Annotated in this window: 19 protein-coding genes; all 19 read right to left on the bottom strand. The window is 58.3% G+C overall.

Annotated elements, in window-relative coordinates:
• Positions 1–3: 3 nt before the first annotated feature.
• Positions 4–714 (bottom strand): 2-C-methyl-D-erythritol 4-phosphate cytidylyltransferase, encoded by a 711-nt coding sequence (gene ispD / locus I9H09_RS06710; RefSeq protein ID WP_122347820.1) that lies wholly within the window; start codon positions 712–714, stop codon positions 4–6.
• A 13-nt stretch (positions 715–727) separates the two neighbouring features.
• Complete coding sequence (gene ftsB / locus I9H09_RS06705) at positions 728–1,006, bottom strand: cell division protein FtsB (protein ID WP_005891859.1); 279 nt, start codon at positions 1,004–1,006, stop codon at positions 728–730.
• 189 nt (positions 1,007–1,195) lie between these two features.
• Positions 1,196–2,482: a phosphopyruvate hydratase gene (gene eno, locus I9H09_RS06700; protein WP_005891857.1), complete on the bottom strand. Its 1,287-nt coding sequence runs from the start codon at positions 2,480–2,482 to the stop codon at positions 1,196–1,198.
• Between the two features lie 139 nt (positions 2,483–2,621).
• Positions 2,622–3,467 carry a 3-deoxy-8-phosphooctulonate synthase gene (gene kdsA / locus I9H09_RS06695; protein ID WP_003314314.1) on the bottom strand — a complete coding sequence of 282 codons (846 nt, stop codon included), beginning with the start codon at positions 3,465–3,467 and terminating at the stop codon, positions 2,622–2,624.
• A 14-nt stretch (positions 3,468–3,481) separates the two neighbouring features.
• On the bottom strand, positions 3,482–5,113 hold the full coding sequence (pyrG, locus tag I9H09_RS06690) for a CTP synthase (RefSeq protein ID WP_005891854.1): 1,632 nt from the start codon (positions 5,111–5,113) through the stop codon (positions 3,482–3,484).
• A 263-nt stretch (positions 5,114–5,376) separates the two neighbouring features.
• A complete protein-coding gene (tilS, locus tag I9H09_RS06685; protein WP_122347819.1) occupies positions 5,377–6,714 on the bottom strand; it encodes a tRNA lysidine(34) synthetase TilS in 1,338 nt (445 codons plus the stop codon).
• A gap of 151 nt (positions 6,715–6,865) precedes the next feature.
• Positions 6,866–7,813, bottom strand: a complete 948-nt coding sequence (locus I9H09_RS06680) for an acetyl-CoA carboxylase carboxyl transferase subunit alpha (RefSeq protein ID WP_024671823.1) — start codon at positions 7,811–7,813, stop codon at positions 6,866–6,868.
• Positions 7,814–7,941: 128 nt separating this feature from the next.
• Positions 7,942–11,463 carry a DNA polymerase III subunit alpha gene (gene dnaE / locus I9H09_RS06675; protein WP_024671822.1) on the bottom strand — a complete coding sequence of 1,174 codons (3,522 nt, stop codon included), beginning with the start codon at positions 11,461–11,463 and terminating at the stop codon, positions 7,942–7,944.
• Between the two features lie 66 nt (positions 11,464–11,529).
• Complete coding sequence (gene rnhB / locus I9H09_RS06670) at positions 11,530–12,183, bottom strand: ribonuclease HII (protein ID WP_122325214.1); 654 nt, start codon at positions 12,181–12,183, stop codon at positions 11,530–11,532.
• Between the two features lie 11 nt (positions 12,184–12,194).
• A complete protein-coding gene (gene lpxB, locus I9H09_RS06665) occupies positions 12,195–13,337 on the bottom strand; it encodes a lipid-A-disaccharide synthase (protein WP_122312455.1) in 1,143 nt (380 codons plus the stop codon).
• A gap of 2 nt (positions 13,338–13,339) precedes the next feature.
• Positions 13,340–14,116 (bottom strand): acyl-ACP--UDP-N-acetylglucosamine O-acyltransferase, encoded by a 777-nt coding sequence (gene lpxA, locus I9H09_RS06660; RefSeq protein WP_005891833.1) that lies wholly within the window; start codon positions 14,114–14,116, stop codon positions 13,340–13,342.
• Complete coding sequence (fabZ, locus tag I9H09_RS06655) at positions 14,113–14,553, bottom strand: 3-hydroxyacyl-ACP dehydratase FabZ (RefSeq protein WP_002554719.1); 441 nt, start codon at positions 14,551–14,553, stop codon at positions 14,113–14,115. Before fabZ ends, lpxA begins: the two co-directional genes overlap by 4 nt.
• Before the next feature lie 109 nt (positions 14,554–14,662).
• On the bottom strand, positions 14,663–15,718 hold the full coding sequence (lpxD, locus tag I9H09_RS06650; protein ID WP_024671820.1) for a UDP-3-O-(3-hydroxymyristoyl)glucosamine N-acyltransferase: 1,056 nt from the start codon (positions 15,716–15,718) through the stop codon (positions 14,663–14,665).
• A gap of 2 nt (positions 15,719–15,720) precedes the next feature.
• Positions 15,721–16,224 carry an OmpH/Skp family outer membrane protein gene (locus I9H09_RS06645; protein WP_003314303.1) on the bottom strand — a complete coding sequence of 168 codons (504 nt, stop codon included), beginning with the start codon at positions 16,222–16,224 and terminating at the stop codon, positions 15,721–15,723.
• Positions 16,225–16,269: 45 nt separating this feature from the next.
• The gene (gene bamA, locus I9H09_RS06640; RefSeq protein WP_122312457.1) at positions 16,270–18,657 is read right to left on the bottom strand and encodes an outer membrane protein assembly factor BamA; all 2,388 of its coding nucleotides are present in this window, start codon (positions 18,655–18,657) and stop codon (positions 16,270–16,272) included.
• Between the two features lie 74 nt (positions 18,658–18,731).
• Positions 18,732–20,084: a sigma E protease regulator RseP gene (gene rseP / locus I9H09_RS06635; protein ID WP_122347818.1), complete on the bottom strand. Its 1,353-nt coding sequence runs from the start codon at positions 20,082–20,084 to the stop codon at positions 18,732–18,734.
• A gap of 91 nt (positions 20,085–20,175) precedes the next feature.
• The gene (gene ispC, locus I9H09_RS06630; RefSeq protein WP_122325202.1) at positions 20,176–21,366 is read right to left on the bottom strand and encodes a 1-deoxy-D-xylulose-5-phosphate reductoisomerase; all 1,191 of its coding nucleotides are present in this window, start codon (positions 21,364–21,366) and stop codon (positions 20,176–20,178) included.
• Positions 21,363–22,178 carry a phosphatidate cytidylyltransferase gene (locus I9H09_RS06625; RefSeq protein ID WP_054989677.1) on the bottom strand — a complete coding sequence of 272 codons (816 nt, stop codon included), beginning with the start codon at positions 22,176–22,178 and terminating at the stop codon, positions 21,363–21,365. Before I9H09_RS06625 ends, ispC begins: the two co-directional genes overlap by 4 nt.
• Positions 22,178–22,933, bottom strand: a complete 756-nt coding sequence (gene uppS, locus I9H09_RS06620; protein ID WP_122347817.1) for a polyprenyl diphosphate synthase — start codon at positions 22,931–22,933, stop codon at positions 22,178–22,180. The genes I9H09_RS06625 and uppS overlap by 1 nt, the downstream gene beginning before the upstream one ends.
• Positions 22,934–22,940 lie beyond the last annotated feature (7 nt).

Raw genomic sequence — 22,940 nt, 5'->3', positions numbered from 1 at the left:
GCGCTAGCGTCCGAACTCGCTGCGGCGCTGCCTCAGCCATTCAAGGTCTTCGGGGCGAGTGACCTTGATGTTATCGGAACGCCCTTCGATCAGACGAGGTGACTGCCCCGCCCACTCTATGGCAGAGGCTTCATCGGTAATGCTGACATTCGACACAAGACTGTCGGCAAGCGCGCGATGCAAGGCACCGAGACGAAACATCTGCGGCGTGAAGGCTTGCCAGATCAGGCTACGGTCCACGGTTTCGAGTACGCGGCCGCTGCTGTCGGCGCGTTTGAGGGTGTCGCGGGCCGGCACAGCCAACAGGCCGCCCACAGGGTCATTCGCCAATTCGCCCAGCAGATTATCCAGGTCACTGCGCGCAAGGTTCGGCCTTGCAGCGTCGTGCACCAGAACCCAATCATTGTCACTCGCGCCCTGAGCATGCAGGTGCAACAGCGCATTAAGCACCGAACCCGAACGCTCGTTACCGCCATTTACCCGCTGGATTTGCGAATCATGCGCACAGGGCAGCTCGCCCCAGTAAGGGTCGTCCACGGCCAGACTGATCACCAGCCCCTTCAGTCGGGGGTGATTCAGAAAGCAGAGCAGGCTGTGTTCGAGAATGGTAAGGCCGCCCAATTGCAAGTACTGCTTGGGACGATCGGCTGCCATGCGGGCTCCGATGCCCGCCGCAGGTATCACTGCCCAGAAGGCAGGAAGGAAATCTGTCATTGCACCAACTTGATTATTGCGCGAGCTGGTAAAGGGTTTCGCCGTCCTTGACCATGCCCAGTTCATGCCGGGCGCGCTCCTCAACGGTCTCCAGGCCTTTTTTCAGCTCCATGACTTCTGCATCGAGTACGCGATTGCGCTCGAGCAGCACCTCATTCTCAGCGTGCTGGTCGGCAATCTGCTGAGTCAGGCTGGCCACTTGCGCAAGGCTGCCGTTACCGACCCAAAGACGGTATTGCAAGCCACCCAGCAACAAGAGCAGGACGAGGAACAACCAGTTAGGACTGCGCATTGAAATATCAGGTACCCAGTAAAAAAACAGCAGAGCCAGCGTGAAGAACAAATGACTGAGGGCATTGAGCCTGACATAAGCCAGGCTCAATCACTCCAGATTACCGCGGAGCGTCAGCATCACAGCTGCAAAGAATAGTCACAAGACTCGATTCCTGGCAGCGCTCTGCGTCTTTTTACCATCTATGGCTCAGCCGCGAAACTCGGCACGACCACGATACACAGCTTTGGCGCCCAATTGCTCCTCGATGCGCAGCAACTGGTTGTACTTGGAGACGCGATCGGAGCGGCACAGCGAACCGGTTTTGATCTGGCCAGCCGAGGTGCCCACCGCCAGGTCGGCAATGGTCGAATCTTCGGTTTCACCAGAGCGGTGAGAGATAATCGCGGTGTAACCGGCGGCTTTGGCCATCTGGATGGCCTCCAGCGTTTCGGTCAGGGTGCCGATCTGGTTGAACTTGATCAGAATGGAGTTGGCGATCTTCTTGTCGATGCCCTCCTTCAAAATCTTGGTGTTGGTCACAAACAGGTCGTCGCCTACCAGCTGGATCTTCTCGCCGATCTTGTCGGTGAGGACTTTCCAGCCATCCCAATCCGACTCGTCCAGACCGTCTTCGATAGAGATGATCGGATGGTTGCGCGTCAGTTCGGCAAGGTATTCGGCGAAACCGGCAGAGTCGTACTCGCCTTCTTCGCTGAGCTTGTACTTGCCATCCTTGTAAAACTCGCTTGCTGCGCAGTCCAGCGCCAGGGTCACGTCAGTGCCCAGCGTGTAGCCTGCGTTGGCGACTGCCTCTGCGATTGCGCTCAGGGCTTCGGCGTTGGACGCCAGGTTAGGTGCAAAACCACCTTCGTCACCGACAGCAGTGTTCAAGCCACGTGCCTTGAGCACAGCTTTGAGGTGATGGAAAATCTCGGTGCCCCAACGCAGGCCTTCAGCGAAGGATTTGGCGCCGACAGGCTGGATCATGAATTCCTGGATGTCGATATTGTTATCGGCATGCTCGCCACCGTTGATGATGTTCATCATCGGCACCGGCATGGAGTACACGCCCGGTGTGCCATTGAGGTTGGCGATGTGCGCGTAAAGCGGCAGATCCTGATCCTGCGCAGCAGCCTTGGCCGCAGCCAGAGAAACGGCGAGGATTGCGTTCGCCCCCAGGCTTGCCTTGTTCTCGGTGGCATCGAGCGCGATCATCGCGTGGTCCAGAGCCTTTTGATCAACCGGGTCTTTGCCCAGCAAAAGATCGCGGATCGGACCATTGATGTTGGCAACAGCCTTCAGCACGCCCTTGCCCATGTAACGGCTCTTGTCGCCATCACGCAGCTCCAGCGCTTCGCGCGAGCCGGTTGACGCACCGGACGGCGCACATGCGCTGCCGATGATGCCGTTATCGAGGAGCACATCTGCTTCTACGGTGGGGTTGCCACGTGAGTCGAGAACTTCACGACCTTTGATGTCGACGATTTTTGCCATTGTTGTAAACACTCCAAGATTGACGAAAACGACGCAGCTGGGAAAACGGTGCTCGCAATCAGACGCAGAAAAAGGCAGGTCTGAATGCAACAACCCCGTCACGAATGACGGGGAACGGCACTTTACCGGAGAACCCTGTTCAAGCGGTCTCTACGATCGGAAAACTTTTGACAAGTTCATCCAGTGACTTGAGCTGGGCCAGGAAAGGTTCCAGCTTGTCCAGACGCAAGGCGCACGGCCCGTCGCATTTGGCATTGTCCGGGTCTGGATGGGCTTCAAGAAACAGACCGGCAAGATTCTGGCTGATGCCGGCCTTGGCCAGATCGAGTACTTGAGCGCGGCGGCCGCCGGCAGAGTCGGAACGACCACCCGGCATCTGCAGCGCATGGGTCACGTCGAACAGTATCGGGTACTCGAACTGCTTCATGATGCCGAAGCCGAGCATATCCACTACCAGATTGTTGTAGCCGAAACTGGAACCGCGCTCGCAGAGAATCAACTGATCATTACCCGCTTCCTCGCATTTGGTCAGGATGTGTTTCATTTCCTGAGGCGCGAGAAACTGGGCTTTCTTGATGTTGATGACGGCGCCGGTTTTGGCCATCGCGACGACCAGATCGGTTTGACGCGACAGAAAGGCCGGCAGCTGGATGATGTCGCAGACTTCTGCAACCACAGCTGCCTGGTGAGGCTCGTGGACATCAGTGATCAGCGGGACGTTGAAGGTACGCTTGATCTCTTCGAAAATTCGCATGCCTTCTTCAAGGCCAGGCCCGCGGTAGGAATTCACCGAGGAGCGGTTGGCCTTGTCGAAGCTGGCCTTGAACACGTAAGGGATGCCGAGCTTTTCGGTCACCTTTACGTACTCTTCACAGACCTGCATGGCCATATCCCGGGACTCGAGTACGTTCATGCCGCCGAACAGCACCATCGGCTTGTCGTTGGCGATCTCGATCGAACCTACGCGGATGATTTTCTGAGCCATGTCTGCAGTCCCTGTCAGGAGTTTTTCTGATGTTGTGCCAGCGCGGCCTTGACGAAACCACTGAACAGCGGGTGTCCGTCACGCGGCGTGGAAGTGAACTCTGGGTGGAACTGGCAGGCGACGAACCACGGGTGATCCGGTGCTTCTACCACTTCAACCAGCGCACCGTCACCGGAGCGACCGGAAATCTTCAGGCCGGCCTCGATCAACTGAGGCAGCAGATTGTTGTTCACTTCGTAGCGATGACGATGGCGCTCGACAATCACGTCCTTGCTGTAGCAGTCGTGAACCAGAGAACCCGTTTCAAGCTGGCACTCTTGCGCGCCCAGACGCATGGTGCCGCCCAGGTCGGAGCTTTCGGTGCGTGTCTCGACTGCGCCGGTGGCGTCTTCCCACTCGGTGATCAGACCGACCACGGCATGCGCGCTGGTTCGGTCGAATTCGGTGGAGTTGGCGTCTTTCCAGCCCAGCACGTTACGGGCAAACTCGATGACCGCCACTTGCATGCCGAGGCAGATCCCCAGGTACGGAACCTTGTTTTCACGAGCGAACTGAACGGCGGTGATCTTGCCTTCAACACCGCGCAGACCGAAGCCGCCCGGGACCAGAATGGCGTCCACACCTTCCAGAAGGCCTGTGCCCTGGTTCTCGATGTCTTCGGAATCGATGTAACGCAAGTTCACCTTGGTGCGGTTGGTGATGCCCGCGTGGCTCATGGCTTCGATCAACGACTTGTAGGCGTCGAGCAGTTCCATGTACTTGCCAACCATCGCGATGGTGACTTCGTGTTCGGGGTTGAGCTTGGCGTCGACCACCTTGTCCCATTCGGACAGGTCGGCACCGCCGCATTGCAGACCAAAGCGCTCGACCACGAAATCATCCAGGCCCTGCGAGTGCAGAATACCCGGGATCTTGTAGATGGTATCCGCGTCTTCGAGAGCAATGACCGCGCGCTCTTCGACGTTGGTGAACTGAGCGATCTTGCGACGCGAGGAAATATCGATCGGGTGATCGGAGCGGCAAACCAGTACATCAGGCTGCAGACCGATGGAGCGCAGTTCCTTAACCGAGTGTTGCGTCGGCTTGGTCTTGGTCTCGCCAGCGGTGGCAATGTAAGGCACCAGTGTCAGGTGCATCAGCATCGCGCGGCGCGCGCCGACTTCGAAACGCAATTGACGGATGGCTTCAAGGAACGGTTGCGACTCGATGTCACCTACCGTACCGCCGATTTCGACCAGTGCCACGTCGGCATCACCGGCGCCCTTGATGATGCGGCGCTTGATCTCGTCGGTGATGTGCGGGATGACCTGAATGGTCGCGCCCAGATAATCACCACGGCGCTCTTTGCGCAGGACGTGTTCGTACACACGGCCAGTGGTGAAGTTGTTGTTCTGGGTCATCGTGGTGCGGATGAACCGCTCATAGTGACCGAGGTCGAGGTCGGTTTCAGCGCCATCGTGGGTGACGAACACCTCACCGTGCTGAAACGGGCTCATGGTGCCTGGGTCGACGTTGATGTAGGGATCCAGTTTCAGCATGGTGACCTTGAGTCCCCGCGCCTCCAGGATGGCCGCCAGTGAAGCCGAGGCGATGCCTTTCCCCAATGAAGAAACAACACCGCCCGTGACGAAGATGTAGCGCGTCATGAAAAACCCTAGAAGTCTGCGTTAAAGCGGTCAGAGCCGCCGGGGAAAGCGAAGGAAGGCCTAAGCCCCCGATTACCGACAAAATTCATGGCGTACTCCCGAAACTGCTGCGTTGAAACCGACCGGCAAAAGCCAGCGTATCGTGCGCTACATTTTAAGAATTACCCAGTAAATACTGGTTGGTAACCGGCAACTTGCGTTGTTTCAAAAGAACCAACAGAAGCTGTATCAAGAAGGGAGCGTAGTCTACCTGAAAGGGCCTTTCAGCTCAAACTTTGGTCGCGGGTCGGTGCAATCCAGCGCAAACGCCAGCGTTCATTGGGCGAACCGTCCAGTCCAGGCAGGTTGGCGACCGCCAGCAGGGTATTGTCGCGATACAGCAGCGGCAATCTGCCGCGCAGGAACGTCGGTACACCTTGCTCATTGAGCAACCGCTTGAGATCGCGGCTGCCACGCCCGCTGAGTTGCATGGCCTCACCGCCCCGCCTGCAGCGTATTTCCAGTGCTCCCGAGGGCGGCTCTCCTTCCAGCATCACCCGACCATTGCCAGGCAGGTGCAGCGCGTCAGCCGGATCGAGCCAGCTCATGACGCTGTCACAGGTCAGCGACCAGGCTGCGGGCAGCCACCAGAGGCAATCCTGCGTCCGATGCAGCTCTCCATCGGCCAGCCGCCAGAGCGGACGCGCATCCTGGGCAGCATCGCGCAATGCAACCCAGCCAGCCCAATGATCAGTATCGGGCAGCCGGGTCAGCGGAGCCAGCCAATGACGCAGTGCGTTGCGCTGTCGCGCTGCAGACAACCCGGCGAGCGGTTTCAGACCGAGTACAGGCAAATCCAGCCAGGCAAAGGCTGTTGTGGCCTGTGCATTGGCCAGATCCAGCAGTGCAAGCTCGTCAAGCAGTTGCTGAGCTTCGCCGAGATGCTCTGCAGTGCGCGCCAGACTGGCGGATGCCTGAGGCCACCTGGACGTCAGCAAGGGCAGGACCTGACCGCGCAGAAAATTGCGCGAGAATTGCTGATCGTTATTGCTGGGGTCTTCAATCCAGTTCAGGCCATGCTGATGCGCATAGGCTTCCAGTTCGATTCGCGACACTGCCAATAGCGGCCTCACCAGATGCCCACGCCCCAGGGCACGCTGATCAGGCATGGCGGCCAGACCGCGAACGCCGGCACCGCGTATCAGACGAAATAACAACGTCTCGGCCTGGTCATCGCGATGCTGAGCGGCCAGCAGCACGTCTCCAGCACCGAGCTGTTCGGTAAACGCCTTATAGCGCGCCTGCCGGGCAGCCTGCTCGACGCTGGCACCGGGCTCGACCTTTACGCTGACCTGTTCGAACGGCACACCCATCGCCTGACAAACCTGACGACAATGCTCCGGCCAGGCATCGGCTGCGGCTTGCAGGCCATGATGGACATGGATCGCGTGTAAAGCAGGCAGGTTTTCGGATCTGGCGAGTTCAGCCAGAAGATGCAGCAGCACGGTGGAATCAAGGCCGCCGGAAAAGCCGACGTGCCAGACAGGCGCATTGCGCCATGGAGCCAAGGCTTGAAGAAGCCTGGCAGAAAGGTCATGACCGCTGCACAAGGGGGTGGTCATTGGTGTTTTTCACCGGTTTGGCTGATTCGCACACTGACTGTTTCAGTGCTCAAACCTGCCCTTTCGCGAACAAACAAAGCGTCGCGCGGTTCGCTCCCACGCCTTTTGGGCAGAAGCCCGCAAGGCGTGGGAACAATCGACGCGATGCAGCTTACAGGCCGTAGCTCATCAATCGGTCATAACGGCGAGCCAGCAGCGCGTCATTATCGAACGCCTTGAGCATTGCCAGCTGGCTGCTCAATTCTTCACGGATCAGGCCTGCTGCTGCCACCGGATCGCGGTGCGCGCCACCCAGTGGCTCAGGAATGACCTTATCGACAATACCCAGACCCTTCAGGCGATCTGCGGTGATGCCCATTGCTTCGGCAGCGTCCGGCGCCTTCTCGGCGGTCTTCCACAGAATCGAAGCACAGCCTTCAGGCGAAATGACCGCGTAGGTCGAGTACTGGAGCATGTTCAACTGATCGCACACACCAATGGCCAGCGCACCGCCGGAACCACCCTCGCCGATGACGGTGGCGATGATCGGGGTTTTAAGACGGGCCATCACGCGCAGGTTCCAGGCAATAGCCTCGCTCTGATTGCGCTCTTCGGCGTCGATACCAGGGTAGGCGCCCGGCGTGTCGATGAAGGTCAGAATCGGCATTTTGAAGCGCTCTGCCATCTCCATCAGACGGCAGGCCTTGCGGTAGCCTTCAGGGCGCGGCATGCCGAAATTGCGGCGCACTTTCTCGCGCACTTCACGACCTTTCTGGTGGCCGATGACCATCACCGGCTGATTGTCCAGACGGGCAATGCCGCCGACGATCGCAGCGTCATCGGAGAAGTGACGGTCGCCATGCAGCTCATCGAACTCGGTAAAGATGTTTTCGATGTAGTCCAGCGTGTAGGGACGACGCGGATGACGCGCCATGCGCGCAATCTGCCAGCTGGTGAGGTTACCGAAGATGCTTTCAGTAAGCGTCTTGCTCTTGTCTTGCAGCCGGGAGATCTCGTCGCCGATGTTCAGCGAGTTGTCGTTACCCACCAAGCGCAGTTCTTCGATTTTGGCCTGCAAGTCAGCGATAGGCTGTTCGAAATCAAGGAAATTCGGGTTCATAGGCATCCGTCTTGGGTCGACGGCCAAGAGGCCGGCCGGTTGATCCGTCTGCGCCCTTCCTGTTCGGAACAGGCGCGGTCAGGTCGAAATTAAAATTCAGGGTTGAGCGCAAGTCGAGCCTGCGACGTTCAACGATACTGGAGAAAGACGTTCTCACGCCCGAACTGGTCACGCAGAGCTTGAATCAAGCTGTCCGCAGGATCAATACGCCACGCTTCTCCCAATTGCAGCAGTGCTTTGGCGTCCTTCCCGGTGTAATCCACAGTGATCGGGCAGGCACCTCGATGGCGCTTGCAAAGATCACCGAACCAGCGCAGCCGTTCACCCTTGAGCGCGTCGGCGTGTACCGTCACGCGAAGGCTTTCGGCCAGGTTGGTACGTGCATCCTCGATACTCATCACACGTTTGGCGCGCAGTCGCAGCCCTCCAGAGAAATCATCGTTGCTCACTTCTCCTTCGACCACAACAATAGCATCGGTCTGCAACAGTGACTGGGCCGAATGAAACGCTTCGGCAAACAGCGACGCTTCGATGCGTGCCGAGCGGTCATCCAGGGTGATGAACCCCATCTTGTCGCCCTTCTTGTTCTTCATCACGCGCAAGGCAATGATCAGACCCGCGACCGTCTGGGTGTCTCTGGCCGGTTTCAGGTCAATGATCCGCTGACGGGCGAAGCGGCGAATCTCGCCTTCATATTCGTCGATGGGATGCCCGGTCAGGTACAGCCCCAGGGTTTCCTTTTCACCCCGCAGACGATCCTTGAGGCTCGACTCGCGGGTCTTGCGATGGTTGGCGTATACGTCGGCATCCGCCTCGACAAACAGGCCGCCAAACAGGTCCGAGTGGCCACTGTCGCGGCTGCGGGCGGTCTGCTCGGCAGCCTGAATGGCCTCTTCCAGCGCTGCCAGCAACACCGAACGGTTACGGTCGATATTGGCTTGATACGCCTTGGGTTCCAATTCGAAGTACGGGCCGAGGCGATCCAGCGCACCACTGCGAATCAGGCCGTCGAGCGTTCTCTTGTTGACCCGTTTGAGGTCAACGCGCGCGCAGAAATCGAACAGATCCTTGAACGGCCCGTTCTGGCGCGCATCGGTAATGGCCTCGACCGGGCCCTCGCCCACGCCCTTGATAGCGCCGAGGCCATACAGAATGCGGCCGTCGTCGCTTACAGTGAACTTGAATTCGGAGGTGTTCACGTCCGGCGCGTCAAGGCGCAGTTTCATGGTGCGCACTTCTTCGATCAAGGTCACGACCTTGTCGGTGTTGTGCATATCCGCCGATAAAACCGCCGCCATGAACGGCGCAGGGTAGTGAGTCTTCAGCCAGGCAGTCTGATACGACACCAGCCCATAGGCCGCCGAGTGGGATTTGTTGAAGCCGTAGCCCGCGAATTTCTCAACCAGGTCGAAAATGTTACCGGCCAGATCCGCGTCGATATTGTTGGTCTTGCAGCCATCAATGAAACCGCCCCGCTGCTTGGCCATTTCCTCGGGCTTTTTCTTGCCCATCGCTCGCCGCAGCATGTCCGCACCGCCGAGGGTGTAACCGGCCATGACCTGTGCGATCTGCATCACCTGTTCCTGATACAGAATGATGCCGTAAGTAGGTGCCAGCACGGGCTTGAGGCCCTCATACTGGTAATCGACGTGCGGATAAGACAGCTCTGCACGGCCGTGCTTGCGGTTGATGAAGTCGTCTACCATGCCCGACTGCAAAGGGCCGGGACGGAATAACGCCACCAGTGCGATCAAGTCTTCCAGGCAGTCGGGCTTGAGCTTTTTGATCAGCTCCTTCATGCCGCGCGACTCGAGCTGGAAGACCGCCGTGGTTTCAGCCCGTTGCAGCAACTGGTAAGTCGGCATGTCATCGAGCGGAATGAACGCGATGTCCAGAGGCGCTTCGTTGACCTTGGCGCGGTCGCGGTTGATGGTCTTCAGCGCCCAGTCGATGATCGTCAGGGTTCGCAAACCGAGGAAGTCGAACTTCACCAGCCCTGCGGCCTCGACATCGTCCTTGTCGAACTGGGTCACCAGACCGTCGCCGGCTTCGTCGCAATAGATCGGCGAGAAGTCCGTCAGCTTGGTGGGGGCGATAACCACACCACCAGCGTGCTTGCCCACGTTACGCACGATGCCTTCAAGCTTGAGGGCCATTTCCCATATTTCAGCGGCTTCCTCGTCTACCTTGAGGAAATCGCGGAGGATTTCTTCCTGCTCGTAAGCCTTTTCTAGGGTCATGCCGACTTCGAACGGGATCATCTTCGACAGTCGATCAGCCAACCCGTAAGACTTGCCCTGTACCCGCGCAACGTCACGCACCACCGCCTTGGCCGCCATGGAACCGAAGGTGATGATCTGACTGACTGCATTGCGGCCGTATTTCTCGGCCACATATTCAATAACCCGATCACGACCGTCCATGCAGAAGTCGACGTCGAAGTCGGGCATGGAAACCCGCTCCGGGTTCAGGAAGCGTTCGAACAGCAGGTCATATTCCAGCGGATCGAGATCGGTGATCTTCTGTACATAGGCGACCAGCGAGCCGGCACCCGAACCCCGACCCGGACCTACCGGTACGCCGTTGCTCTTGGCCCACTGGATGAAGTCCATAACGATGAGGAAGTAACCGGGGAAGCCCATCTGGATGATGATGTCCAGCTCGAAATTCAGCCGGTCGACATACACCTGGCGCCTGGCTTCGTAATCTTCGGTGGTGTCCTTGGGCAACAGGACAGCAAGACGCTCTTCAAGACCGTCGAACGAGACTTTGCGGAAGTACTCGTCGATGGTCATGCCATCGGGAATCGGGAAGTTGGGCAAGAAGTGGGTGCCCAGCTTGACGTCGATGTTGCAGCGCTTGGCAATCTCGACGGTATTTTCCAGCGCCTCAGGCAAATCACTGAACAGCTCGGCCATTTCTTCCGGACTTTTCAGGTACTGCTGATCGCTGTAATTGTGAGAGCGACGCGGGTCGTCCAGCGCCCGGCCTTCGCCGATGCACACGCGAGTCTCGTGAGCCTCAAAATCGGTCTGTTTGATAAAGCGCACATCGTTGGTCGCGACCAGCGGCGCACCGTGGCGCTCGGCCAGCGCCACTGCGGCGTGCAAATGTTCTTCGTCGTTGGTGCGGTTGGTGCGTTGCACCTCTATATAGAAGCGATCAGGAAATACTTCCAGCCATTCGCGCAGCAGCTCGTCTGCCTCGCCTGGGTTGCCGCCCAGCAATGCCATGCCGATTTCGCCTTCCTTGGCCGCGGAAAGCGCAATAACGCCTTCGCTGGCCTGCGCGACCCACTGGCGCTGGATGACGATCTGACCGTTGCGCTGGCCCTCGATGAAGCCGCGTGAGATCAGTTCGGTCAGGTTGCGGTAGCCTTGAGCATTCATTGCCAGCAGGCTGATACGACTGAGCGCAGCGTCCTCATCCCTGCCCGCCAGCCACAGGTCGACACCACAGATCGGCTTGATCCCGGAGCCTTGGGCGGCCTTGTAGAATTTGACCAGCGAACACATGTTGTTCTGATCAGTCACTGCCACGGCAGGCATGTTCATGCCGGTCAGCGCCTTGATCAACGGTTTGACCCGGACCAGACCGTCGACCAGCGAATACTCGGTGTGCAGGCGTAGATGAACAAAAGAAGCCGGCATGGTGATCCTATAACGCGAAAATACAAAAAACGAAGGGCAGGATTGTAGCGGTCTACGGAGGAAACGTCAGTCCTGTAACAGACCGACCGGCACCGTAAGCGGGCCACCGAGCAGTATGGCCGCGCGCGCTTCATGGGCCGCACGCACCGGACCGAACGAACGTCGGTGGATGGGCGTCGGCCCGAGCCGGGCCAATGCCTCAAGATGCACCGCAGTAGGATAACCCTTGTGCCCGCCGATGCCATAACCCGGATAGACAAGTTCAAGTGCCGCCATTTCCCGATCCCGGCTGACCTTGGCAAGAATCGAAGCGGCTGCGATGGCGGGGACTTTGGAGTCACCCTTCACCACCGGCGCCGAGGGCACAGACAACTGCGGACAGCGATTGCCGTCGATCAGCGCCAGTTTTGGAGTGACGCTCAACCCTTCGACGGCGCGCTTCATGGCCAGCATCGTGGCGTGCAAAATGTTCAGCTGATCGATTTCTTCGACTTCAGCCCGGGCGATAAACCAGCACAGGGCTTTTTCCTGAATCTCGACAAATAGTTTTTCACGCCGGGCTTCGGTCAGCTTCTTCGAGTCATTGAGCCCCAGAATGGGTCTGGCAGGGTCGAGAATAACTGCAGCCGTGACCACTGCACCACACAGCGGCCCGCGGCCGACTTCGTCAACGCCCGCGACCAGATCCTCGACGAGGATGAAATCCAGACCTGTTTGCATGATTGGCGAACTCACAATGAAGGTGACTGGCCGAGCAGACTCAATACTGCATCGGCAGCCTGGTTGGAGGCATCGCGGCGCAAGGTCCGGTGAATGGCATCAAAACCTTCAGTCTGCGCGTGACCGTCTTCGATCAGCGGCAACAGCGTATCGGCCAACGCCTCTGGCGTTGCGTCATCCTGAAGCAGCTCCGGCACCAGCAAGCGCTGGGCCAGCAGATTCGGCAACGACACGTAAGGGCTTTTGACCAGACGCTTGAGGATCCAGAATGTCAGGGGCGCCATTCGATAGGCGACGACCATCGGCCGCTTGTACAACAGGGCCTCAAGCGTCGCAGTACCGGAGGCGATAAGTACCGCGTTGCAGGCAGCCAAGGCAACATGCGACTGCCCGTCGAGCAATGTGACGGGCAAGTCCCGGCCCCGCAACAGCTCTTCAACCTGGGCACGTCGCTGTGGACTGGCACACGGCAGCACGAACCGTAAACCGGGCTTGCTGGCCAGCAGCCGCTCGGCAGCATCGAAGAACAGGCCACCCAGACGACCCACTTCGCCGCCCCGACTGCCAGGCATCAATGCGACAACCGGGCCTTCGGCGGGCAAACCCGCCTGGACGCGAGCAGCAACGCGATCGGACTCGAGAGGAATAGTGTCGGCCAACGGATGACCGACAAACCGGACCGGCACACCCTTCTCTTCGTAAAAGCGGGCTTCGAAGGGCAGCAAAGTGAGCATCAGATCGCAGCCTTCACGAATCTTCAGCACACGTTTTTGACGCCAGGCCCAGACCGAAGGGCTGACGTAATGCACCGTCTTGATACCCGCGCGGCGTAGCTGAAGCTCGATATTGAGAGTGAAATCGGGAGCGTCGATGCCGATAAAGACATCCGGTTTTTCATCGATGAGCGTCTGGATCAGCAGCTTGCGGCGGGCCAGCAGCTCGCGCAGCCGGCCCAGCACTTCTACAAGCCCCATGACCGACAGGCGTTCCATCGGGAAATAAGACTGCATGCCTTCGGCTTCCATCAGCGGACCGCCCACACCGATGAACCGGATATCGGGATGGCGCAGCTTAAGAGCGCGCATCAGGCCTGATCCGAGGATATCGCCGGAAGCTTCGCCAGCGACCAGTGCGACACATAATGGGCTGGTCATGGTTAGCGAATGATGCCGCGAGTCGACGTCTGGATCGACTGCAGAAACACAGCCACTTCGGGAAACTGGGCTGCGGGCGCGGCCAGTTCGTCCAGTGCCTGACCGATCGTCAGCCCCTGGCGGTAAACCGTCTTGTAGGCCCTGCGCAACGCATGTATGGCTTCTTCGGAGAAACCGCGACGACGCATACCCTCGAAGTTCATGCTGCGCGCTTCGGCCGGGTTGCCGAAAACCGTCACGAACGCCGGAACGTCCTTGCCGATGGCCGTGCCCATACCGGAAAAGCTGTGCGCGCCGATGTGGCAAAACTGGTGCACGAGCGTGAAGCCGGAAAGAATCGCCCAGTCGTCGACATGAACATGGCCTGCCAGCGCCGTGTTGTTGACCAGGATAACGTGGTTGCCGATTACGCTGTCATGACCGATGTGCGCATAGGCCATGATCAGATTGTGGTCACCCAGTGTGGTTTCAGCACGGTCCTGAACGGTACCGCGGTGGATGGTCACACCTTCGCGAATCACATTGTGATCGCCGATGACCAGGCGTGTTTCCTCGCCCTTGTACTTCAGATCGGGCGTGTCCTCACCCACCGATGAAAACTGGTAGATGCGGTTGTGCTTGCCGATCTTCGTTGGCCCCTTGAGGACAACATGAGGACCGACGACTGTACCCTCGCCAATTTCCACACCGGCTCCGATGATCGACCAAGGGCCGACCTCAACGTTGTCGGCCAGTACGGCCGTCGGATCGATGATTGCGCGAGAGTCAATCAAACTCATAGTTTACGTTCCGCACAGATGATTTCGGCAGAGCATACCGCCTTGCCGTCAACCGTGGCCTTGCATTCAAACTTCCAGATCTGGCGTTTGCTGCTCAGGAACTTCGCCTCGAGCACCAGTTGGTCGCCCGGCAAAACCGGCTGACGGAAACGCAACTTGTCCGAACCCACGAAATAATAGAGCGTGCCGTCAGAAGGCTTGGAGTCGAGCATCTTGAATGCGAGGATGCCGGCAGCCTGTGCCATCGCTTCGATGATCAAAACGCCCGGCATGATTGGATGCTCGGGGAAATGACCGTTGAAAAAAGGCTCGTTGACACTGACATTCTTGTAGGCACGAATGTTCTTGTTCTCGATATCCAGCTCGGTCACACGATCCACCAGCAGGAACGGGTAACGATGAGGCAGGTATTCGCGAATTTCTTTGATGTCCATCATTTCGAGGGGAAGCCTGTAGTAAAGATTAGGAGTGCGTCGCGACTGCGCAGCACCCCTCTACATCAAGGAGGCAGTTTATCGACTGTGCACGCTTGATATTAAAAAGGTATCAGCCATCAGATGAGCGATTATCGGCGCAGGTCACCGTCTCCAAGGCCTTTTCAAGCTTTTGCAGACGTCGCGCCATGTCATCGATCTTGCGCAAACGTGCTGCGCTCTTGCGCCACTCGGCGGCTGGCTGCATTGCCGTACCCGACGAGTAAGAACCCGGCTCGGTGATGGAATGCGTGACCATGGTCATACCCGTGATGTAAACGCCATCGCAAATATCTATATGTCCTACCAGGCCGACACCGCCAGCCAGCATGCAATGCTTGCCGATTTTGGTGCTTCCAGAGATACCGACACACGCAGCCATTGCCGTGTGGTCGCCGACCTGTACGTTGTGGGCAATCTGAATCTGGTTATCCAGTTTGACGCCATTGCCAATTCGCGTATCAGCCAGCGCACCCCGATCGATTGCCGTATTGACGCCAACCTCGACGTCATCACCGAGGGTGACGCCACCGATCTGTGCAACCTTGTGGTAGATACCTTTGTCCTTGGCAAAGCCAAAGCCTTCGCCACCCAGCACGGCACCCGACTGAATGACGACGCGCTTGCCAATGCGCACATCGTGATAAAGCGTTACCCGCGGGGCCAGCCAGCCGCCCTCACCGATCTCGCAGCGAGCGCCGATGAAGCAGTGAGCACCGATGCTTACACCTGCTGCAATACGCACACCGCTCTCGATCACAGCAAAAGCGCCAATACTGGCAGCAGGATCAATCAGTGCATCTGCGGCAATCACAGCCGTCGGGTGAACGCCTGCGCTACTTTTAGGCTTGGGATCGAAAAAATGCGAAATGCGCGCGTAGGCCAGGTAAGTATCAGGAACCACCAGCGCATTACCGGTGTAACCGTCGGCGTCTGCAGGCTTGAGCAGCACGGCAGAAGCTTGGGTATCGACCAGCAATTTACGATACTTGGGATTTGCCAGGAAACTGACTTGACCAGGGCCGGCCTCTTGCAAAGTGGCCAGCCCGGTGATTTCGATATCCTTGTCGCCACGTAACGTGGCACCAAGGAACTCGGCCAACTGGCCGAGCTTGATGGTTATGCTCATGGTTACTTCAGCTGGTTCATGCGCTCGATGACTTGGCGAGTCACGTCATACTGAGGCTTGACGTCAATCACGGCACCGCGCTCGAACACCAGGTCGAAGCCGCCTTTCTTGATCACTTCTTCAACTGCCTGATCCAGCTTAGGCTTCAACTGCTTGAGCATTTCACGGTCAGCAACAGCTTTAGCTTCGTTCAGCTCTTTGGACTGGAACTGGAAATCACGGGCCTTTTGCTTGAACTCAAGCTCCAGACGCTCACGCTCAGGCTGAGCCATCTTGTCGCCACCGCTGACCAGACGATCCTGAATACCTTTGGCGCTGCTTTCCAGGCTTTTCAGCTTGGTCAGTTGCGGGCCGAACTTCTTCTCGGCGTCTACGGCGTAACGCTTGGCAGCGTCAGATTCCAGCAGGGCCATCTGATAGTTCAGTACCGCGATCTTCATGTCAGCAAATGCAGGGCTGGCGACCAATACGGTGGCCAGCATTACCAATTGAGTCAACTTACGCACAATACAACTCCTACAAAATTCGTTGCGTTATCAAAGATCAGACGCTTAGAAAGTCTGACCCAGGGAGAATTGGAAAACCTGAGTTTCGGCTTCGTCGTCCGGCTTCTTGATCGGCATCGCCAGGGCGAAGCTCAGAGGACCGAGAGCTGTGATCCAGGTAACACCGATACCCACAGAGCTGGCCATACCGGACAGGTCGATGTCGTTGCACTCGACTTTCTTGCCGCTTGCAGATGTCTTGCTGGAATCGCACTTGGTATTGAACACGTTGCCGACGTCCCAGAACACAGAGGTACGCAGCGAGCGCTGATCCTTGACGAACGGCAGCGGGAACATGACTTCTACGCCACCCTGAACCAGGGCATTACCACCGAACGGCAGTGGATCCTGATCCGGATCGGCGAGGGTACCTTGATTTCCGGTTACCGGCGCACCACGACTCGGCGTGCTACGCGGACCGAGCGTGCTGTCCTTGAAGCCACGAACCGAGTTGAAGCCGCCTGCATAGTAGTTCTCGTAGAACGGCAGACCCGAGGTCGAACCGTAACCGTCGCCGTAACCCAGCTCTGTGTGCAGACGCAGGGTGTAATTGTCGGTGATCGGGTGGAAGTACTGCGCACGATAATCGAGCTTGAAGAACGACAGGTCACTGCCCGGCAAGGTGGATTCGAACACCAGGCTTTGCGAATGACCACGGGTTGCCAGAACGCCTTTGTTCAGCGTCGACTCGGACCAGCCGACCGAACCCTTGAAGTTCAGGTACTTGTCGCCTTCCTTCTGAACGAAATCAAAAATCTCGTCAACGGTGTACTTGCCGGTCTTGATCTCGTCCTGCTGGACCGTCAGGCCGTAAGTCAGACGCGACGTCTCGCTAATCGGGTAACCGAGGTTGATACCGGCACCCAGGCTGTCTACTGCATAGCTTGCAACATCAACGTCGAGGTCGTCGTAGTTGGTGGTGCGGTAAAAGGCGTTGTAACCCAGGCTGACACCGTCCGGCGTGTAGTACGGATCGACGTAGCTGAAGTTGTAACGGCTCTGGTATTCACTGCGGGTCAGGCCGATGCTGACTTTGTTGCCCGTACCCAGGAAGTTGTTCTGGCTGATCGAACCACCCAGGATCAGACCTGCGCTTTGCGCGAAGCCGACGCTGGCGGTGATGGAGCCGGACGCCTGTTCTTCAACAGCGTAGTTGACGTCCACCTGATCGTCGGTGCCCGGAACTGGCGGCGTCTCGACGTTGACTTCCTTGAAGAAGCCCAGACGATCCAGACGGGTCTTGGACTGGTCGATAAGGTAGGTTGAAGCCCAGCCGCCTTCCATCTGACGCATTTCGCGACGCAGCACTTCGTCTTCCGACTTGGTGTTGCCGCGGTAGTTGATGCGGTTGACGTAGGCACGCTTGCCGGGATCGACCACAAAGGTGATATCGACTGTATGATCTTCGTTGTTCGGGGTCGGCACGCCGTTGACGTTGGCGAAGGTGTAGCCTTCGTTACCCAGACGACGGGTTATCAGCTCGGACGTCGTGGTCATGACCTTGCGCGAGAACACCTGACCAGGCTGAACCAGCAGCAGGGACTTGACCTGATCTTCTGGCACCTTCAGGTCGCCGCTCAGCTTGACCGACTTAACGCTGTACTTCTCGCCTTCGTTGATGTTGACCGTGATGTACACGTTCTTCTTGTCAGGCGTGATCGAAACCTGGGTCGAGGCGATATCCATGTTGATATAGCCGCGGTCAAGATAGTACGAACGCAGACGCTCAAGGTCGCCCGAGAGTTTTTCACGAGCGTACTTGTCATCGTTCTTGAAGAACGACAGCCAGTTGCTGGTCTTGAGTTCGAACAGGTCGGTCAGGTCTTCGTCGGAGAAAACCGTGTTACCCACCACGTTGATGTGCTGGATCGACGCAACCGTACCTTCATTGATGTTGATCTTCAGGCCCACGCGGTTACGCGGCTGAGGAACAACCTCGGCGTCAACCTCGGCGGAGTAACGACCCTGGGCAACGTACTGACGTTGCAGCTCGTTACGCACACCTTCGAGGGTTGCACGCTGGAAAATCTCACCTTCGGCCAGACCGGACTGTTTCAGCCCCTTCATCAAATCTTCGGTGGAGATGGCCTTGTTACCTTCAATTTCGATGCTCGCAACGGACGGGCGCTCGACGACGCTGATGACGAGTACGTTGCCATCGCGACCCAGCTGGATATCTTGAAAGAAACCGGTTTTGAACAACGAACGGGTAGCCTCCACCAAGCGACCGTCATCCGCCTGCTCGCCTACGTTCAGCGGCAACGCGCCAAAGACACTGCCGGCGGATACCCGCTGCAGGCCGTTGACACGGATATCGGAGATGGTGAAGGACTCGGCGTGAACTTCAGCGATCATCAGTGCGGAAAGAACCGCAGTTAGCAGCAGACGTTTCATGAAGTCCTTTCTTATTCCAACTGGCAATAAACAAACTGCCGCAAAATGCGGCAGATTCGCAACTCGGCAACGCTTTACAGTCGGCCCAGATCGTTGACCAGCGCGAGCAACATTACGCCCACTACCAGACTGATACCGATCTGCGCCCCCCAACCTTGAACCTTTTCCGAAAGGGGACGACCACGCGCCCACTCGATCAGATAAAACAGCAAATGCCCCCCGTCCAGAACGGGAATGGGCAGCAGATTCAGAACCCCCAGGCTAATACTCAGATAAGCGAGGAAGTTCAGAAAATCTCCGATGCCCGACTGGGCCGAAGCGCCCGCCACTTTAGCAATGGTTATCGGTCCACTCAAGTTTTTTACCGAGAGCTCGCCGAACAACATTTTCTTGAGCGAGTCCAGAGTCAGCACACTCATGCTCCAGGTGCGCTTTACACCCTCGGCCATGGCGGCGAAAGGACCGTAGCTGACCTCACGCAGCATTTCCGGTGGCCAATCGACAGCTTTTACACCCGCACCCAGATAGCCGGTGGCCGATTTGCCTTCGCCTTTGGCGGCAAGAGTCACCGGAACGTCAATTTGTGCACCGTCACGCTCTATAAGTAGCGATACTTTCGCCACGGGGCGCTCACGCACCCGGTCGACAACCTGTTGCCACTCACTGAGCGGCTGACCGTCCATCGAAATCAGCCGATCGCCGGTTTTGAGACCTGCACTTTGCGCCGGACCTTTCGGGTCGATTTCTGCCAGGATCGGCAGCAAGGCCGGACGCCATGGGCGAATACCCAGCGACTTGATCGGATCAGGCTCTTCTGCGCCTCTGAGCCAGTCATTCAATACCAGCTCGCGAGAGGTATCGACCGTCGAGCCCTGATCCCTGACTTTCATGGCTATGGTGCCGCTCTCACCCAGGCGGCGGACCAATTGCAGATTGACGCCAGCCCAGCCCGAGGTTGGCTCACCATCCACAGCGACGATTTCCTGCCCGGCGGTCAGGCCGGCCTGTTGAGCGATGCTTCCAGAGTCGACTGCGCCAATGACCGGGCGCACCTGCTCGCTGCCCATCATCGCCAAAACCCAGAAAAAGGCGATGGCCAGAAGGAAGTTAGCCGTCGGGCCGGCGATCACAATCGCAATGCGCTGCCCTACCGTCTTGCGGTTGAAGGACTGATCGGCCAGCTCGGGCGGAACATTGCCTTCGCGCTCGTCGAGCATCTTTACGTAGCCACCCAGAGGAATCGCAGCAACGACGTACTCGGTCCCTTGGCGGTCGTGCCAGCGTAGCAGCGGCGTGCCGAAACCTACAGAAAAACGCAGTACCTTGACGCCACAGCGCCGAGCCACCCAGAAGTGGCCGAATTCGTGAAATGTCACCAGCACGCCCAAGGCAATAAGGGTGCCGAGAATCATATATAAAGCACTCATCAGGCTTCTCCGGGTACCGACTGATCGGTCGGTGTGTTAATCATCGCAGACCTCGAGGCCCGCCTTTGACGCACCACATCAACCCTTGCGTTCATTGCCCGCTTCGATCGAGCCATCGGCTCGCCAGCAGTCTTGCCTTGGCATCCACTGCAAACACCGCGTCGAGCTCTTCGACCGCCGTGACGGGCTCCTGATTCAGGACATCCTCGATCATACCGGCGATTTCCGGGTAACGGATACGCTCGTCAAGAAATGCCGCAACCGCCACTTCGTTGACCGCGTTGAGCATGGCAGGCGCACTGCCGCCCGCCTCGGCGGCCTGACGCGCCAGCCTGAGGCAAGGAAAACGCCCTTCATCGGGGGCCTGAAAGTCCAGCTGCCCGATGCGAAACAGATCAAGCGGCGCAACGCCAGATTCTACACGTGCAGGCCAGGCGAGCGCATTGGCAATGGGTGTACGCATGTCGGGATTACCCAACTGAGCCAGCACAGAGCCATCAACGTAATCGACCAGCGAGTGAATCACGCTCTGGGGATGGATCACAACCTCGATCTGATCGGGGCGCGCATCGAACAGCCAGCAAGCCTCGATCAGCTCCAGCCCCTTGTTCATCATGGTGGCCGAATCGACGGAAATCTTGCGCCCCATCGACCACACAGGGTGGGCACAAGCCTGTGCTGGGGTCACATCTCGCAACTGCTCAAGCGGGGTCTCGCGAAAAGGTCCGCCAGACGCTGTGAGCATGATACGTCGAACACCGACAGCACCCAGACCGCGAGCAAAGTCGACTGGGAGGCACTGAAAAATCGCGTTGTGCTCGCTGTCGATAGGCAGCAGCACAGCGCCGCTCTGGCGAACAGCCTGCATGAACAAGGCGCCGGACATGACCAGCGCCTCCTTGTTGGCGAGCAACACCTTCTTGCCCGCCTCCACCGCAGCCAGCGTAGGACGTAACCCTGCGGCCCCGACGATGGCAGCCATCACTGCATCGACCCGCGGGTGCGCAGCTACTTCACACAAGCCACTTTCGCCGACCAGCACCCGGGTATCGAGGCCGGCCGCAGCCAGGTCATCCTGCAATTTGCGGGCGACAACCTGATCCGGCACCACTGCGTATTGCGGCGTGTGCTTGATGCACAACGCAAGCAGCTCGGCCAGCCGACTGAAACCGGTTAACGCAAACACCTGATAAAGGGCCGGATGACGTGCAATGACATCCAGCGTGCTCAACCCTATGGAGCCGGTCGCCCCCAGAACGGTGATCTGTTGCGGAGCACTCACATCACACCCCATTCAGCAGCCCATAACAGGACGGCAAAAACGGGTATGGCAGCGGTCAGGCTGTCTATGCGGTCCAGTACGCCGCCGTGCCCGGGCAGCAGATTGCTGCTGTCCTTGATACCGGACTGGCGCTTGAACATGCTTTCAGTCAGATCACCGATCACGGAAATGAACACGATTACCGCTGCACCCAGCAGCCCGGCGACAAACTGGACAGCCGTCCAGTCACGGGAGATACCCACGGCGGCAGTAATGCCCAGACTGACCACCAGCCCACCGTATACACCTTCCCAGCTCTTGCCCGGGCTTACCTTGGGCGCCAGCTTGCGTTTGCCGAAAGCCTTGCCGGAGAAATAGGCACCGATGTCGGCAGCCCAGACCAGCACCATCACGGACAGAATCAGCCAGTTGCCCAGCGGCCACTGCTTTATCAACACCAGCCCCTGCCAGGCAGGCAGCAGCACCAGCAGCCCGATCACAAGCTTGCAGACCGCGCTCGCCCAGTGATTGCTGGAATCAGGGTAAGTGAGGACCAGATAGGTCGCAACGCCCCACCAGATAACGGCGGCGACAAGCACCCAGGGCTCGAGACCCGGCAGCAGATACATGAGAAACAGCAGGATGGCGACCAGAGCTGCGTAGCCCACGCGCATAGACTGGGAAGCGAACCCGGCCAGTCGCGCCCATTCCCAGGCGCCCAGCACGACAACGCCTCCGATGAACAGAGCGAAATACATGCCGGTGAGCAGGAAAAAACCACACAGCGCGATCGGCAACAGAATGAGTGCCGTGATAATCCGTTGTTTCAGCATTAAGCCCGGGCTCCAGCTTCTACCTGTTCGCTGGTTCTACCGAAGCGACGTTGGCGAGAAGCGAAATCAGCCAGCGCAGCGCGCATGGCATCGTGTTTGAAGTCCGGCCAGAACAGGTCGGAGAAATACAGCTCGGCATACGCCAGCTGCCAAAGCAGGAAATTACTGATGCGGTGCTCGCCACCGGTGCGAATGCACAGGTCCGGCAGAGGCAGGTCGCCGGTCGCAAGACAGGTCTGCAACAGTTCGGGCGTGATGTCCTCCGGCTGCAGGTGCCCGACCTGAACTTCGCGCGCCAGACGCTGGGCAGCTTGCGCAATGTCCCACTGCCCACCGTAATTGGCAGCGATCTGCAGGACGAAGCGGCTGTTGCCGGACGTCCGCGTCTCTGCCTCGCGCATTGCCGCCTGAAGCTCAGGGTGAAAACGCGAACGGTCACCAATAATTCGCAGGCTGATTTCGTTTTCGTTCAGGCGCTTGGTTTCACGGCGCAATGCTGTGAAAAAAAGCTCCATCAACGCACCGACTTCTTCAGCCGGACGCTGCCAGTTTTCACTGGAAAACGCGAACAGGGTCAGCACTTCGACCTTGGCCTCGGCACACACCTCGATAACAGCCCGAACAGCGTCGACGCCGGCCTTGTGACCGGCGACGCCTGGCAGGAGGCGCTTCTTCGCCCAGCGATTATTACCATCCATGATAATCGCGACATGACGCGGCACCGATGACGGCCCGGCCGGTTTTATCTTTTCCATGAAAGCG

It is taken from the genome of Pseudomonas tremae, from assembly GCF_023278125.1.
Classification (GTDB): Bacteria; Pseudomonadota; Gammaproteobacteria; order Pseudomonadales; family Pseudomonadaceae; genus Aquipseudomonas; species Aquipseudomonas tremae.
The sequence above is the reverse complement of the archived record's forward strand: the minus strand, read 5'-3'. Positions and strand labels throughout refer to the sequence as shown.

Coding starts and splice junctions, on each gene's coding strand:
- ftsB (WP_005891859.1), bottom strand. CDS start 1,006: ATGCGCAGTCCTAACTGGTTGTTCCTCGTCCTGCTCTTGTTGCTGGGT.
- fabZ (WP_002554719.1), bottom strand. CDS start 14,553: ATGATGGACATCAAAGAAATTCGCGAATACCTGCCTCATCGTTACCCG.
- pyrG (WP_005891854.1), bottom strand. CDS start 5,113: ATGACGCGCTACATCTTCGTCACGGGCGGTGTTGTTTCTTCATTGGGG.
- lpxA (WP_005891833.1), bottom strand. CDS start 14,116: ATGAGTTTGATTGACTCTCGCGCAATCATCGATCCGACGGCCGTACTG.
- eno (WP_005891857.1), bottom strand. CDS start 2,482: ATGGCAAAAATCGTCGACATCAAAGGTCGTGAAGTTCTCGACTCACGT.
- bamA (WP_122312457.1), bottom strand. CDS start 18,657: ATGAAACGTCTGCTGCTAACTGCGGTTCTTTCCGCACTGATGATCGCT.
- kdsA (WP_003314314.1), bottom strand. CDS start 3,467: ATGGCTCAGAAAATCATCCGCGTAGGTTCGATCGAGATCGCCAACGAC.
- ispD (WP_122347820.1), bottom strand. CDS start 714: ATGACAGATTTCCTTCCTGCCTTCTGGGCAGTGATACCTGCGGCGGGC.
- lpxD (WP_024671820.1), bottom strand. CDS start 15,718: ATGAGCATAACCATCAAGCTCGGCCAGTTGGCCGAGTTCCTTGGTGCC.
- rseP (WP_122347818.1), bottom strand. CDS start 20,084: ATGAGTGCTTTATATATGATTCTCGGCACCCTTATTGCCTTGGGCGTG.
- lpxB (WP_122312455.1), bottom strand. CDS start 13,337: ATGACCAGCCCATTATGTGTCGCACTGGTCGCTGGCGAAGCTTCCGGC.
- I9H09_RS06680 (WP_024671823.1), bottom strand. CDS start 7,813: ATGAACCCGAATTTCCTTGATTTCGAACAGCCTATCGCTGACTTGCAG.
- uppS (WP_122347817.1), bottom strand. CDS start 22,933: ATGGAAAAGATAAAACCGGCCGGGCCGTCATCGGTGCCGCGTCATGTC.
- I9H09_RS06625 (WP_054989677.1), bottom strand. CDS start 22,178: ATGCTGAAACAACGGATTATCACGGCACTCATTCTGTTGCCGATCGCG.
- tilS (WP_122347819.1), bottom strand. CDS start 6,714: ATGACCACCCCCTTGTGCAGCGGTCATGACCTTTCTGCCAGGCTTCTT.
- rnhB (WP_122325214.1), bottom strand. CDS start 12,183: ATGCAAACAGGTCTGGATTTCATCCTCGTCGAGGATCTGGTCGCGGGC.
- dnaE (WP_024671822.1), bottom strand. CDS start 11,463: ATGCCGGCTTCTTTTGTTCATCTACGCCTGCACACCGAGTATTCGCTG.